The sequence below is a fragment of the Mycobacterium sp. genome (assembly GCF_035623875.1).
Lineage (GTDB): Bacteria > Actinomycetota > Actinomycetes > Mycobacteriales > Mycobacteriaceae > Mycobacterium.
The window spans coordinates 1-14,548 of record NZ_DASPSP010000217.1; the positions used below are offsets into that span (position 1 = coordinate 1).

The 14,548-nt window shown below is 63.0% G+C and carries 14 protein-coding genes and 1 pseudogene; 6 read left to right on the forward strand and 9 right to left on the reverse strand.

Annotation, left to right across the window (positions count from 1 at the left end):
- The 3 genes and pseudogenes from VEI45_RS17965 to VEI45_RS17975 form a co-directional block, all read right to left on the reverse strand.
- A pseudogene (locus VEI45_RS17965) lies at window positions 1-129 on the reverse strand (1,4-dihydroxy-2-naphthoyl-CoA synthase); the annotation flags it as partial.
- A 59-nt stretch (window positions 130-188) separates the two neighbouring features.
- On the reverse strand, window positions 189-1,268 hold the full coding sequence (locus tag VEI45_RS17970) for a LuxR C-terminal-related transcriptional regulator (protein WP_324855619.1): 1,080 nt from the start codon (window positions 1,266-1,268) through the stop codon (window positions 189-191).
- Window positions 1,265-2,401: a LuxR C-terminal-related transcriptional regulator gene (locus VEI45_RS17975; RefSeq protein ID WP_324855622.1), complete on the reverse strand. Its 1,137-nt coding sequence runs from the start codon at window positions 2,399-2,401 to the stop codon at window positions 1,265-1,267. Before VEI45_RS17975 ends, VEI45_RS17970 begins: the two co-directional genes overlap by 4 nt.
- A 243-nt stretch (window positions 2,402-2,644) precedes the next feature.
- Between VEI45_RS17975 and VEI45_RS17980 the strand changes: the two genes are divergently transcribed.
- From VEI45_RS17980 to VEI45_RS18005, 6 genes are all read left to right on the forward strand, one after another.
- Window positions 2,645-3,622 (forward strand): quinone oxidoreductase family protein, encoded by a 978-nt coding sequence (locus VEI45_RS17980; RefSeq protein ID WP_324855624.1) that lies wholly within the window; start codon window positions 2,645-2,647, stop codon window positions 3,620-3,622.
- Between the two features lie 10 nt (window positions 3,623-3,632).
- Window positions 3,633-4,442, forward strand: coding sequence for an enoyl-CoA hydratase/isomerase family protein (locus tag VEI45_RS17985; protein WP_414687519.1), 810 nt, complete (start codon window positions 3,633-3,635; stop codon window positions 4,440-4,442).
- 121 nt (window positions 4,443-4,563) lie between these two features.
- The gene (locus tag VEI45_RS17990; protein ID WP_324855626.1) at window positions 4,564-6,267 is read left to right on the forward strand and encodes an AMP-binding protein; all 1,704 of its coding nucleotides are present in this window, start codon (window positions 4,564-4,566) and stop codon (window positions 6,265-6,267) included.
- The gene (locus VEI45_RS17995; protein ID WP_324855628.1) at window positions 6,267-7,460 is read left to right on the forward strand and encodes an acyl-CoA dehydrogenase family protein; all 1,194 of its coding nucleotides are present in this window, start codon (window positions 6,267-6,269) and stop codon (window positions 7,458-7,460) included. The genes VEI45_RS17990 and VEI45_RS17995 overlap by 1 nt, the downstream gene beginning before the upstream one ends.
- Before the next feature lie 22 nt (window positions 7,461-7,482).
- Window positions 7,483-8,229, forward strand: coding sequence for a CoA transferase subunit A (locus VEI45_RS18000; protein WP_324855646.1), 747 nt, complete (start codon window positions 7,483-7,485; stop codon window positions 8,227-8,229).
- Window positions 8,226-8,867: a 3-oxoacid CoA-transferase subunit B gene (locus VEI45_RS18005; protein WP_324855630.1), complete on the forward strand. Its 642-nt coding sequence runs from the start codon at window positions 8,226-8,228 to the stop codon at window positions 8,865-8,867. The genes VEI45_RS18000 and VEI45_RS18005 overlap by 4 nt, the downstream gene beginning before the upstream one ends.
- Window positions 8,868-8,883: 16 nt before the next feature.
- Here the strand turns inward: VEI45_RS18005 and VEI45_RS18010 are convergent, their stop codons facing one another.
- The 6 genes from VEI45_RS18010 to VEI45_RS18035 form a co-directional block, all read right to left on the reverse strand.
- Window positions 8,884-9,654 carry a FadR/GntR family transcriptional regulator gene (locus tag VEI45_RS18010; RefSeq protein ID WP_324855632.1) on the reverse strand — a complete coding sequence of 257 codons (771 nt, stop codon included), beginning with the start codon at window positions 9,652-9,654 and terminating at the stop codon, window positions 8,884-8,886.
- A gap of 170 nt (window positions 9,655-9,824) precedes the next feature.
- A complete protein-coding gene (locus VEI45_RS18015) occupies window positions 9,825-10,283 on the reverse strand; it encodes a MaoC family dehydratase (RefSeq protein WP_324855634.1) in 459 nt (152 codons plus the stop codon).
- A gap of 36 nt (window positions 10,284-10,319) precedes the next feature.
- Window positions 10,320-11,213 carry an SDR family oxidoreductase gene (locus tag VEI45_RS18020; RefSeq protein ID WP_324855636.1) on the reverse strand — a complete coding sequence of 298 codons (894 nt, stop codon included), beginning with the start codon at window positions 11,211-11,213 and terminating at the stop codon, window positions 10,320-10,322.
- Window positions 11,210-12,337 (reverse strand): acyl-CoA dehydrogenase family protein, encoded by a 1,128-nt coding sequence (locus VEI45_RS18025; RefSeq protein ID WP_324855638.1) that lies wholly within the window; start codon window positions 12,335-12,337, stop codon window positions 11,210-11,212. Before VEI45_RS18025 ends, VEI45_RS18020 begins: the two co-directional genes overlap by 4 nt.
- Window positions 12,338-12,339: 2 nt before the next feature.
- Window positions 12,340-13,134, reverse strand: a complete 795-nt coding sequence (locus VEI45_RS18030; RefSeq protein WP_324855640.1) for an enoyl-CoA hydratase-related protein — start codon at window positions 13,132-13,134, stop codon at window positions 12,340-12,342.
- A 112-nt stretch (window positions 13,135-13,246) separates the two neighbouring features.
- A partial coding sequence (locus VEI45_RS18035; protein WP_324855642.1) for an acyltransferase occupies window positions 13,247-14,548 on the reverse strand: 1,302 nt, incomplete at its 5' end.

Sequence of the window (14,548 nt, forward strand, 5' to 3'; positions counted from 1 at the left end):
GGCGTGGTCCAGAACCCGGTGCAACTCGTCCACCGTGTGCGGGCGAAACGCATTGCGTACTTCGGGACGGTTGAACGCGACCCGCACCGTCGCGTCGCTGACATGCCGGTGATAGGTGATTTCGGTCAGATCGGCGAATCCATCGACGGGGCGCTACGCCAAGGCGTGAAATGGATTGTCGCCCATTGCTACCGGCTATGACGGCGAGCGCTTCTGGCCTCGTCCAGATACAAGGCGATCGCCTCCGACCGGTTGATGGCCCCGATCTTGCGAAGGATCCTTTTCACGTGTGTCTTGACCGTTTCCACTGTAATGACGAGTTCGTCGGCGATCTCGGCATTTGAGGCTCCTAGGACCAGCCTTTCGAACACTTGCCGTTCACGATCCGACAGCGTGGCCACCAACGGGGAATTCGCCGCTACGGTCGGGCCCTCAACACGAGTGTCATCTTCAACATCAAAGCTGATGGCTGCGGCGGCGATGCGGTCTGCCTCCTCCGTCAGCCGCGCTGCCGCGCGGGCGATCGAGGTCCGTTGTTGATGCACTCGCTCGGTGTTCAGCATCCGTTCGTGAAGTAATGAATAAGCCGAAGCGAACGCGTCGAGCACATCGATGTCATCGGCAGGAATCCCGCCTTCACCGCGGCGGCCGACGTGGAAAAGGGCGACCACCCGCGATTTCGCGATGACGGGGGCGACGAGATATTGGTTGGTGCCGAGCAACTCGCGGTAGCCCGGTGAGGCGGGCATCTCGGTCGCACTCGTCCGGACGGTGTCGCGCAGGCGAATGCAAGCCCGCTCGGGTGCACATTCGCGTCGCGGGATGACGGTAGGGCCGCCCAAGCCATGGTCGGATTCCTCAACGACAAATCCATCGTCTTCGACGAACGACAGCAACGCGCCGTCAAAACCGAGCACGTCACAAAGTTCCGTGCAGGCCTGGCGGCCGAGCCCTTGCAGTGATCCGGCTTTCTTCATGCGACGAATGCCGGCGGTGAGCGACCGCACCACGCCGACGCGGTCACCCGCTCGCAACTGGCGCGCTTCAACCTGGGCCTCCAGGAATTCCTTCAGGACGCTCGGCCCGATTGGTGACTTGGTGTCGCGAGGGACATCGTTTTCCCGGGTCGATAGGCGCTCGGCGGTGGCAGCCGACATTGCGATGGCCTCGTCGAGTGTCGTCGCGTCGCCTGATCGGGCGATGACGAACGCTCGACAAAGCTGTTCGTCAAGCTCGTTGAGCTTGGCCACCATCGCGCGGGTGTTCATCGCGCCCCCCCGGCATCGGCGGTGGCGATCCCACCGTAAATGGCGACTGCGGCTGCCCTGCTGGACGTATTGAGTTTCTTGGCAATGTGTTTCAGGTGGGACTTCACTGTCCCTTCTGAGATCACCAGGCACCGGGCGATCTGACCGTTGGTGGCTCCTGTCGCCACATGCGACATGATCTCTCGCTCGCGGGAGGTCAAGGTGGGGACGGCCGGTTTAGCGCCGCGGTGGTAGGCATCGTGTCGCTGTTCCGGCATTGCACCCGGCAATGACCAAAGCGCTGATCGGGCTGACCGGCTGAGCAGTTCCTCGACATTGCCGCAGAGATGGTCGACTTCGACGCGTTGCTGCTCAGCCTTCTCTTCGAGCGCAGCGCTCTCAAACGCCACCGAAAGACACTCGGCGAACGCCTCCAACTGTTCGAGGTGCTCCATCGTCACGATGCCGTGGGGCTCGGGGCGGTCCGCATGCAGAATTCCGATCGCCCTGCCCTGCACCGTGATCGGGGCGGCGATATAACCGAAGCAACCGGCAGCCTCGACAATTTCCTTGAACGTGCGCTTGTCATACATCGGCGACGGGGCGAACACCCCGCAACGCTTGCGGACAAGTTCTGTCTCCAGCGGAGCCTCCGCCAGTTGGATGTGCCGGCCTGCTATGTACTCGAACAAACGCCGCCCGTTGGGATCGGACCCCTCGTCCTCGATATGGAGGCGCGCGGGCAGCCAAAGCGAACCGCGCACGGTGGAGATCATGGTCCGCGCGAAAGCAAATTCCCGGCTCAGCACCTCGGGCGCTGCGTAGATCATCTTGTTTGGCGCCAGACCGCGCAGGTACCCCAGGGCGTTGCGGATTTCCGACATAGATTTGACGCGTCGGGACAGATCGTGGTCGAGGAGTTCGCACTGCAACCGTAGGATCGAGATCAGGATCTCCGCGGTCGTCGCCCAGTCGTCAGTCGGATCAGACGGCAGCGCGATCCGTTGCTCGAGGCGCTGCCGCAGGCTGTTCAGCTGATGTCCGAAAGCGGACGGCGTCAGCTCGGGAGGCAGCACCTTGAGGTGGTCGGCGGCGGCCATTGCAGTTGCCTCCGCGCGCGCTAACACCATGGGATCTTCGGCGATCGCCGCCATGGGCACTCGCGAGACCATCACCACTCCTCTCTCCTCAGGAGCCCGGCATTCCCTCAATTGGTCATACCATTGGACCGAAGTATAAACACGATGTAACGCGGGCCACAACAGAACCGCAATATTTACTTCGTCACTCCAGTTAGTCGGACTGCGGGTCCAACTGGTCGGTAGCAGGGGTGCCCTAACTGCGCTTGTGCGACAACTTGCGCAATGGTCTAATGGTCAGGCCATAGGAGGTGGTTCTTGCACGCTGTGATCATGCGAGAGTTCGGCGCCGCTGCGGTCTTGCGTCCGGGCGAATTCCCCGACCCCGCCGCACGGCCGGGATGGGTGACCGTGGCGCTCCGCGCCAGCGCGCTGAACTGGCATGACGTTCTGGTCCGCCAGGGCCGCTACGGCTCACCGCTGCCGCACATCATCGGCGCCGACGGCGCCGGCGTCCGCACCGACACCGGAGAAGAAGTGGTGATCCTGCCCTCGCTGAACTGGGGCGACCGCGAGGAGGCGCCGGGCAGCCGTTGGGAGATTCTGGGCGACCACACCCCTGGGACTTATGCCGAGCTGGTCAGCGTGCCCGCCGACTGCGTGGCAGCCAAACCTCATGGTCTGAACTGGGCCGAGGCCGCCGCGCTGCCACTGGTCGGTTTGACGACATACCGCGCTTTGTTCGTCCGCGGACGGCTAAAAAGCGGTGAGTCGATGCTGGTGGTCGGTGCCGGCGGCGGGATCGCGACGATGGCGATCGCCCTCGCGGTCGCCGCCGGGGCCAGCATCACGGTGACCTCCTCGTCTCCCGAAACCATCGAACGCGCGGTGGCCGCGGGGGCCCGCGATGGCGTCCTGCACAACGAACCGGGGTGGCCGGAGCAGGCGCGCGCCATGTCGCCGGACAACGGATTCGATCTGGTCCTTGACCCGGTCGGCCGTTGGAGCGAGTCAGTGCGCGCGTTGCGGCCCGGCGGCCGGCTGGTGGTACTTGGGGCCAATGCCGCGCAGACCGCCGCCATGGACATCCGCAGCTTCTATTTCGGTCAGTTCGATCTGCTGGGAACGACCATGGGCAGCGGTAGAGACTTCGCCGGCTTGCTCCACATGATCGATCGGTGCTCGGTGCGCCCGCCGGCGATCGACCGCGAGTTCCCGCTGGATCGGGCAGCCGAGGCACACGAATACCTGGAGCGTGGGCGCACGTTCGGCAAATGCGTACTGACACAAAGCTAGGAGGCCCGGCGTGACCGAGGAAGCCGAGCTGGTCACGTATCGGCTCGAAGCCGCCACCCCGCAAGGCGATGCCCTGGCGGCCTACCTGACGCTGAATGACCCCGCGCGACGCAACGCCTTGTCGGACGTGCTGCTCGATCAGCTGAGCGCATCGCTGCAACGCGCAGCAGCCGACTCAAGGGTGAGGGTGATTGTGCTTACGTCGTCCCACCCGCGGATCTTCTCCTCCGGCGGCAACCTCGACGCATTCGCCGACGATCGCGCGACAATCGTCAAATACGCTGGCCTCTCGCGATTCCCTACCCTCTTCCGCACGCTTACTGGAATCGAGAAGCCGGTGATCTGCGCGGCCAACGGTGACGTGCTTGCTGGTGCGCTTGGCATCGCGTTGGCCTGCGATCTCATCATCGCCAAAGAGTCGATCCGACTTGGCTGCCCGGAGATCAACGTCGGCGCCTTTCCGTTCATGATCTCGGCATTGATCTTCCGCGCCACCGGTCGACTGGTCGCCAATGAACTGATGATGACCGGCCGGCTGATCACGGCCGCCGAGGCTGCCGCCGCCGGGTTGGTCAATAAGGTCGTACCCGACGCCGAATTCGACGACGCCCTGCAGCAGTGGGTCGCCGACATCGCCGGGAAATCACCGTTGCTGCTCGGTATGGGCAAGCAGGCGCTGGCAGCGACCCGCGACATGCCACTGGAATCGGCGCTGGATTACCTGCAAGCCCAGCTGGCCTTGGCCTTCACGACTAACGATCTGGCCGAAGGGGTGCTGGCCTTCAAGGAGAAGCGCTCCCCGCACTGGCGCAACACCTGAAGACCGCACCTCGCCAAGACTCCTTGCCGTTTCGGTCTGACCATTCTATGATTTGAAGAATTATGCCTCCGGGGCAACCGATGCCCGGAGGGCGGGATCCCGAGAACCGAGGAATTGCGCGATGAAGCCAAGCCCATACACCGACCGCTACAGCCAGCAGGAAATCGACCACTACTACGAGTCGGGAATCTGGGCGACCGAGACCTTTCATGACCTGTTGGTTCGGCGCGTCCAACAAAACCCCGACAAGGTTTTCGCGACCGACGGGACGAGATCGCTGACCTACCGAGAGCTCTTCGACGCTGGCCAACGGCTGGCTGTCGGCCTCCACCGGCAGGGCCTGCGACGCGGTGACACAGCCGCCGTCCAGCTGCCCAACTGGGTCGAATTCATCCAGACGCTGACCGCACTGTCGCGACTTGGCGTCATCATGGTCCCGATCATGCCGATTTATCGACGCGACGACGTTAGCTATGTCCTCGCTAATGCCGGCGTACGAACGGTGTTTACTCCTGCAAACTTTGGCAAATTCGACTATTTGAACATGTATCTCGGTATGCGCAAGGAGCATCCGGAACTCACGGTCGTCGTCACCCGGCCCGACAGCACCGCCGAAGAAGTCGCCGACGCGGATGCCGATGTGTTCACCCTGCAGCAGCTCGAGGCCGACACCGACGACGACAGCGCCCGCCAGGAACTCGACGCTTCGCCCAATCCCGATGAGCCGTTCGTCATCGTCTATACCTCTGGCACCACCTCGCGGCCGAAGGGATGCGTGCACACGTTCAACACGTACTGTGCGGGCTCGCGCGCGCTGGTCGGACCATTCGGTTACACCGAGTCCGATGTCCAGTTCGGCCCCTCTCCGATAGCCCACACCACCGGGTTGGTCACCAGCGTGTTACTGCCCATGCTCACGGGGGCCTCGACACATGTCATGGCCAAGTGGGACCCGGCCCGCGGCATTGACGAGATTCAGCGCTTTGGCTGCACGGCGGCGGTCACGGCGCCAACCTTCCTGCACACCTTGTTATCTGAGTACAACGCCGAGCACCACGATCTATCCACGCTGCGGTTGTGGACCTGTGCGGGCGCGCCCATCCCTGCCGCAGTCGTCAAGCAGGCCGGCGCGGCACTTCCCAACATCAAGGTTCTCAGCCTCTACGGGCGCAGCGAAAACCTCGTCACCACAACATGCTCCGTCACCGACGACGTTTCACGCGCCCTAACCTCGGACGGCACAGCGATGCCGGGTGCGGAGGTCAAGATCGTCGATGACAAAGGCAACGAGGTGCCGCGCGGCACCGAAGGCGACATCGCCTACCGCGGCCCCGCCCACATGATCGAATACCTTGCAAATCCTCAAGAAACCACAGCTCTTTTCACCGAAGAGGGCTTTTCCAGGTCGGGCGATTTGGGGACAATGACCGACGACGGATACGTGCGGGTCACCGGCCGAACCAAAGACATCGTTATTCGCGGCGGGATGAACATCAGCGTTCGCGAGATTGAGGAGCACTTGGCGCATCACCCTGCGTTGCAGGCGTTCTCGGTGGTCGGAATGCCAGACGAGAAGCTCGGCGAGAAGGTGTGCTGCTATGTGGTCGCCAAGCCGGGAAACGAGCCCCCAACGGTGGACGCCCTCCGCGAGTTCTTGCTCGGCGAGGGCATGCCGATCCAGAAGACACCCGAGCGCGTGGTCGCCCTCGACTCGCTGCCGATGACCGCAACCGGCAAGGTCCTCAAACACGAGTTGCGCAAAGACATCGAAGAGCGCCTCAAAGAGGAAGGCACGCATACCCAGCAAGCGGCTGGCGCTCCCTGATGGAATTGAAAGACAGCCCCGCCGAAGCTGAATTCCGTGCACAGGCGCGGACGTGGTTACACGACACCGTGCGTCAGTTGGGCGGGCCCGAACCAGCACGCCTCGAGGACAAGCTCGACTACTGGCGGACGTGGCAGCGCTTGCTTTACGGCGCCGGATTTGCCGGGCTGTCCTGGCCGAAACAATACGGAGGCGGCGGCGCCGACGCGAAGCTGCGTGCGATCTTCAACGAGGAATTGGATCGAGCCGGTGCCCCCGAACGGCTCAACATCATCGGCGAGGATTTCGCCGGACCGACGATCATCGAGTTCGGCACTCCGGCCCAGCAACAACGCTATCTTCAACCGATCCTGACCGGTGACGAGATCTGGTGCCAGTTGTTCTCCGAGCCGGAGGCCGGCTCCGACCTGGCGTCGTTACGCACGACCGCCACCAAGGTGGACGGCGGCTGGCGGATCCAGGGACAGAAAATCTGGACAAGCCGCGCCCAGTTGGCAGCACACGCGATCCTGCTTGCCCGCACCGGCGGCGGACCCCGCCACCGCGGGATCACATATTTCCTACTCGCGATGGACAGTCCGGGCGTCGAGGTCCGTCCGCTGGCACACATGCTGGGCGAGGCCGAGTTCAACGAAGTCTTTCTCGACGAGGTCTTCATCCCCGACGACTGCGTCCTCGGTGACGTGGACGGCGGATGGCGGGTCGCGATGGGCACCCTGGCGTTCGAGCGCGTCGCCATCGCCACCGGCCGGGTGAACACCACCGGCGCCGTCAACGATTTGATCCGCCAGATCGCTCGTCGTACAAAAGATGACGGCACACCTTTGGGCGCTGACCCGCTGGTGCGGCAACGGATCGCGGATCTGTACGGGCGGGCGCTCGTGCACTACCTGATCGGACAGCGGGTCATCACCGGAGCCGCCGGGGACGGTCCACCGGGCCCGGTGACCTCGATCGGGAAGCTGTTCTTTTGCCCGCTGGTCGAAGACATTGCCGATTTCGGGCTCGAGCTCGATGAGATGGGTGGGCAGTTCTCGCTTGCCCAGAAGTGTGCCGATGATTCGTCATCGGCCGACAGCCAGCGATGGCTGCGCCTCGCGTATCAGGCTCGTGGTACTGCCATCGCGGGTGGTTCCACCTTTATCCAGCGCAACATCGTCGCCGAGCGCATCCTCGGCATGCCCAAGAGCTGAAGTCGCGAGGAGGCTTGTGACGATGGACAAGGTCGTGGCAACGACGGCGGAAGCCGTTGCCGACGTGACTGACGGGTCGTCGCTGGCTGTCGGCGGGTTCGGGCTGTGCGGCATACCCCAGGCGCTGATCGCGGCGGTGCTGGACCTCGGGGTGCGCGATCTGGAAACGGTCTCGAATAATTTGGGCGTAGATGGAATCGGCTTGGGATTGCTATTGGAACACAAGCGGATTCGTCGCACGATTAACTCCTACGTCGGGGAGAACAAGGAATTCGCCCGGCAATACATGGCCGGTGAGCTTGAGCTGGAGCTGACACCCCAGGGCACGCTGGCCGAGCGGCTGCGTGCCGGCGGGGCCGGGATCCCCGCCTTCTATACACCCGCAGGGGTTGGGACGCAGGTAGCCGACGGCGGTCTGGCATGGCGGTACCACCCAGACGGTACGGTGGCAGTCGCCTCGCCGCCGAAGGAGACCCGCGAATTCGACGGGGTCACTTACGTGCTGGAACGAGCCATCCGCACTGACTTCGCACTGGTGCACGCTTTCAAAGGTGACCGGCACGGGAACCTCGTCTACCACGCGGCGGCCGCCAACTTCAATCCAGACTGTGCGGTGGCGGGCCGCATCACCATCGCTCAGGTTGAATGCCTGGTTGAACCAGGTGAAATCGACCCAGCCCACGTGCACACCCCGGGGATCTACGTGCACCGGGTGGTGCACGTACCCAATCCGGTTAAGCAGATCGAAAAGGAGACGGTGCGGTCATGAGCTGGAGCCGAGACGAGCTGGCGGCGCGCGTCGCGGCCGAACTGCACGACGGGCAGTATGTCAACCTCGGCGTCGGGTTGCCCACCTTGATCCCGAGCCACATCCCCGCCGACATCACCGTCGTCTTGCATTCGGAAAACGGGATTCTCGGTGTCGGGCCGTACCCGCGGCGCGAGAACCTCGACGCCGACCTAATCAACGCCGGCAAGGAGACGGTCACCACGTTGCCGGGTGCGGCGTTCTTCTGCTCGTCGTCCTCGTTTGGGATCATCCGCGGCGGACACCTCGACATCGCGGTGCTCGGCGCCATGCAGGTCTCGGCCAGCGGCGACCTGGCTAACTGGACTATCCCCGGCAAGATGATCAAGGGCATGGGTGGGGCAATGGACCTACTGCACGGCGTGGAAAAAGTTTTCGTGATGATGGAGCACATCGCCAAGGACGGCAGCGCGAAGATCGTCGAGCACTGCACGCTGCCGCTGACCGGTAAGCGCTGCGTGAACCGTATCTTCACCGATCTCGCCGTCATCGACGTCGCCGACGACGGTCTGCACCTGGTCGAAACCGCACCCGGTGTCAGTATTGACGAGATTGTCGCGAAAACCGAACCGCCCCTAGCGCTTTCTGCGGTGGCGTGACGCCACTGCCCGAGCTTTAGTCGTCGACCTCGATCGCCTCACGCTTATCCACGGCCAGTGCGGCCTTCGCGTAGCTGTGCACGTGGCGACGCATGCGCCGACCTGCAGCCTCGGCGTCGCGGCTGCGGATTGCGGCGGTGATCGACCGATGCGCGCGCCCCGTGACTGTTCGCACATTGTCGTCGACGAACGCCGCATTCTCGGTCCCCGCGTAGATAGCGTGGGACAACGCAGTCATGAAGCCGATCAACAGTTCGTTATGACTGGCCATTGCCACCCCCACATGCCAGTCAAGGTTGGCCTGCAGAAACGTCGCTAGGTCGGCCTCGGGATCGGCGATGTCGTCGTTGGCACGGTCCAGCAATTCCAGATCTTCATCAGTCCGTTTGCGGGCGGCCGACTCGGCGCAGAACGGTTCCAACGCCTCACGCGTTTCCATCAGATCCGCGAGCTTGATCTTCTGGCCGCGGATCAGCATGCTCACCGAGCTTGCCATCGAGTTTGTCGTCGGTCGCTGGACGAATGCCCCACCGGCCCGGCCCGCCCTGACCCGCACCAGGTTCTGCACCTCGAGGATGCGTAACGCCTCTCGCACCGTAGCCCGGCTCATCTGCGTTTGTTTGACCAGCTCACGCTCCGCCGGAAGCGCCGTACCCTCAACCAGCTCGCCGGACAGGATCCGCTCGCGAAGTTCGCGGGCTAACACGTCGGACGCCTTGGGAACGTCCACCGGCTTGAGCAACACGCTTGAACGTGTTGGGGCCGAGTTCGTCGCGCCTGGTTCCATCGTCCCTCCACCCTTCATAGCTTCGGTATAAAGGTAAGACCGATTCTATGGTTATTTTATTACCTGAAGCCCCTGAACGCAGGCAGCCGTGACATATTCGCGATGTACGACACGTAACAGGTCGGGTCGAATCCCCCCTGCTCTGATCGGCTACGCCTCACGGCTGGCAGCTAAAAAATCATGCGGGCAATAAGCTCCGCCATAGCGGCCGGCTTCTGAGAGCCGTCTAGCTCGACCGTCTGCCGAACAACCAGGTCGACGGTGTTGTCGTCGACCTTGTTGGCATCAATAAGCTCGGATCGGAGGCGAATACGGCTACCTACCGGAACCGGCGCGAGGAACCGCACCCTGTTGAGTCCGTAGTTGATACCCATCTTCGCGTTCTCGACGCGATAGTTGGCCTTGCTGAGCCCGGGAATCAGCGAAAGTGTCAGGAATCCGTGGGCAATTGTTCCGCCGTAGGGAGTTTCGGCGCTCGCGCGTTCCGGGTCGACGTGAATCCATTGGTGATCCCCCGTGACGTCGGCGAACGCGTCGATGCGCTTTTGGTCGATGCTCGTCCAGTCGCTGACGCCCAACTCTTGGCCGACCAGCTGCACGGCCTCATCGATAGACCCGATCACCCTCATGGACTACCCTTCCCGGTTCTGTGCTGTGCGTGGTGGCTAGACGCTGCGCGCGGCCTTGGCCTCCGCCGACGCTGCCTTGCTGCGCTCCCGGGCGTTCTCCCAATCCTCGTCGGTCATCGCGGTCAGACCGGCGAACGTATTGGGTCCGGCCAGTCGTTGGCCTCCATCCATGGCGATGGTTTCCCCGGTCAGGTAGTCGCATGCGTCGGAGAACGCGAAGATCGTCAGGTTCGCCAGTTCGTCGATCGTCCCTGGCCGACCGAGGGGTATCTGTTCTGATTGCGTAGCACCGACCGAGCTCTTATCGGTGGGATTGAGCATTTCCCATGCGTATTCAGTCGGAATCGGTCCGGGCGCAAGGGCATTGAGGCGGATGCCGTAGCGTCCCCACTCGACAGCCAGTGACATTGTCATAGCGTGCACCGCCGCCTTCGCCATCGCCGACGGAACGACGAAAGCTGAACCGCTCCACACCCATGTGGTCAGGTTTGACAGCACCGATCCGGGCAGGCCTTCGGCGATCCAGCGCTTGCCGACGGCCAGCGTCGTGTTGAAAGAACCGGTCATCACAGTAGAAGTAACCGCGTCGAAGGCACGCGGGCTCAAACTGACGGTAGGCGCAATGAAATTCGCGGCGGCGTTGTTCAGCAAGCCGGTCAGGGGTCCCTGTTGATTCCAAATCTCGGCCACCGCGGCGGCGACCTGATCGAAGTCCCGCACGTTCACCGCCTGGTAATGCACGCTGTTCGGGTGGTCGACCGATATCTCCGCGGCGGCCTCGGCCAGCACCGTTTCGCGTCTACCCCACAGATGCACCTGAGCGCCGTGGGCGACCAGGCGGGCGGCTACCCCGCGGCCCAGGCCCGTGCCGCCTCCGGTGATCAGGACGCGCTTGCCGTCCAGCACTGTGCGATCGAAGATGCGTGTCATAGCCCCAAGCTCTTCCCGATGATCTCGCGCTGAATCTCGTTGGCACCGCCGTAGATCGGTGGCGCCAACGCCTTGCGCACCTGTGCTTCCATGCCGAATTCGACGGTGTAGCCGTTGCCGCCCATCAGTTGCACACCCTCCAGCGCGGCCCGTTTGGCTACCTCGGTGCACTTGAGTTTTGCGATCGAACCCTCTCGCGCGAGCTGGTCTTCCAGGCCGGCATCGATCTGGGCAGCCACCTGATAGACGTATGCGCGACAGCATTCGATCTCGGCGGTCAGGTCCGCAAGTCGATGACGGACGGCTTGAAAGGCGCCGATCGGCTTGCCGAACTGTTCGCGGGTGCGCACGTAAGCGATGGTGTCTTGCAGCGAGCGGCGCGCCGCACCCAGCGACATCGCCGCGATGATGAGCCGTTCGACGTTGAGTCCGCGCATCAGCCGGTGCCAGGCATCGCCGATCCCGCCGACCACGTTGTCGGCGGGAACGACGACGTCGGTGAAGAAGACATCGTTGACTGTGTGGCCGTCCATGGTCTGGATCGCTTTGATGTCCAGTCCGCCCGTCGATGTGGGCAGGTACAGCAGTGTCAGCCCGTGGTGCTTTCCAACGTTGGGATCGGTCCGCGTCAGCACGAGCAGGTGATCGGCCAAGTGCGCAGCGGTGATCCATGTCTTTTGGCCGTTGATGATGAAGCTGTCACCGTCGCGGACCGCCCGGGTGCGCATCGCACCCAGATCGGATCCGGCACCCGGCTCGGACAACGCGATCGCCTCGAAGTGGCCGGCGCACAGGTTGCCGACGACCTCTTTCTTCTGTGATTCGGTGCCGTGCCGCAAATACGTTTGTGCCGCTGTCAAGCCGGTGCCGTAGGCATGGATCGGTGCCTGACCGCGCGCGGTTTCCTCGAGGAAGATGCATTCTTCGACCATGCCTGCACCCCCGCCGCCATATTCGGTGGGTACAGACACGCCCAGCCAGCCGAGTTCGGCTAGCCGCCGCAGCAGCTCGGGGCTGTTGGACAGCCCTTGCGTCAAACGCGCACGCTGCTCGACCGTGCCGCAGGTTTCGGCACAGAACCGCTCAACCGCGGCGGCGAACTCGAGCTGCTCGGCCGTGAACATGCTCAGTTCCCGCGGTAAGCAGCGAATTCAGGCACGCGTTTCTCGTTGAACGCGGTAATCCCTTCCTGCGCTTCGGGTGTCTCGCCGAACATCTTCAGAGTCGAGTAAGCCATCTGACCAACCGACGCGAATTGTTCGGTGTCGGTGTTGAACGACTGCTTGAGAACCTTCAGCGCGGTCGGGGAAAGCATCAAAATTTCATCAGCCCATGCGCGCACCTCGGCCTTGAGTTGGTCGGGCGCCACCACTTTGTTGACCAGTCCCCACTCGGCCGCCTGCTCCGCGGAATACCTGCGGCACAAAAACCAGATCTCACGAGCACGCTTTTCGCCCACCACGCGCGCCAGAAAGCCGGTGCCGAAGCCCGCGTCGAAGGATCCGACCCGTGGGCCGTTCTGACCGAAGACCGCAGTGTCCGATGCGATCGTCAGGTCGCAGAGCACGTGCAGGACATGGCCACCGCCGATCGCGAACCCGTTGACCGCGGCGATAACCGGCTTGGGCACGTCGCGGATCACCCGATGCAACGTGTCCACCTCGAACAGGCCGGTCTCGGACGGTCCGTAGTCGCCCGTTTCGGCGCGCTGTTTTTGGTCACCGCCGGTGCAGAAGGCCTTCTCTCCCGCCCCGGTCAGGCAGATCACCCCGACTTCCGAACTCGCCCAGGCCTTTTTGAAAGCCCGGATCAGCTCGTCGAGCGTTCGCGCCCGGAACGCGTTGTACCGCTCGGGTCTGTTGATCGTGATCCAGGCGAGGCCGTTGTCAACCTCATAGGTGATGTCGGTGAACTCGGTCATCAGTTGCCTCTCTTCGTTGAAAGCCACAGCACGGCGATCGCCAAGTTTATGGTCTTACCATATTACCAAAGCTACCTCAGTTGATGAAACCCCATGCCTCTAGAGGCCCTTCTCAAGCCGGTGCGAAATCCCGGCGCATCTGGGCCAGTTCGCCGATCGACCGTTGTAGGTCCTCGAGCTCGGCGACGAGGGCTGCCCGACCATCCGCGATGGTGTTCGCCGCGGCCTCTGCGTCGAGCAGCCCCCGGTGGCGCGCCATCTTCAACGCGGTGGCAAACATGTCCGCCGATACCGATTCCTCGGTGATGCGATGCTGCAGTGACCACTGCCGGGCGAGGCGAAGACACCTCTTGAGAAATTCCTGTTCGTCGACGTCGCGACCCGGGCCGAGGTTGAGTAACTCCTCGGCCACCACCCGGTAGGCATCGATGAACGGCCTGAGCACCAGATGAGCCACCAGCAAGTCACTTTCATTCAAACTTCGCGTGGCCTCATCGGTATCAATCGGTACATCCGGGTCGTGGCTACGGCCGGTCATGATCGCAAACTCATTCCACAGTTCATCGGCAAATTCAGCCCGTCCGGCGAAGAAAAAGTCGAACTTGAGCAGTTCGCGGACCGCCAAGGCTCTCTCCCAACCGGTGCGCTTGGTTGTTCCTGGTGTTCGCACGATTGCCAGCGAAGCGAGCTCGGCAATCGCCCTCATCACCAGAACATGGATTGCGCTATTGCGGTAGACCGCAACAATCAGATGCTGGTCAGCGCCAATGCCCCACACCGTTGTCGGCCCCTCGGAGTAGGAGGTCAACACACCGGAGCCCACCAAGTCGTGCAACGTCTGCGATACCGTGGCGCGCTCGGTGAGATCGGCTCCCCCAGCGATTGGCCAGTCGCGGTCGTGCAAGTAACGAGCCAGCGGTGCGACGGTGGCGCACACTTCGTCGAGGGTCAGGGCGCGGTCTTCCCCGAGCATCGCGACGCACACGGCCGCCGTCGCAGTCACCGGCGTGGCCTGATTGAGCCGGTGGCAGATTTCCAACGCGATCCGTTCGACCACCTGCCGCTCGTTCAGGCCCTCTCCGCGCAACTCAACCATTCGCTCATACAACGCGACCGGTGACCCGAAGTTGATGTATATGCGTCCCAAGCGATGTCGCAGGCCGCGCGCGTAACTGAGCAGCCAGCGCGCATTCTCGGGCTTCTTAGGAAGTCCGCGCGACTCTTCCGTCATCAGTTTTACTTCGTGCAACGGCAACTGGTCGAAGAGGATAGAAACCGGTACAGCAAGGGTCCGCTCTGATTGGACCGACTCGACCGCGTCGGTCACATAACGCAGTAACCCGTAACGCGGTGGCCGTAGCTTGCCGGTGCGTGACCGCCCGCCCTCAATCGACCACACCAGGTTGCGACCGCT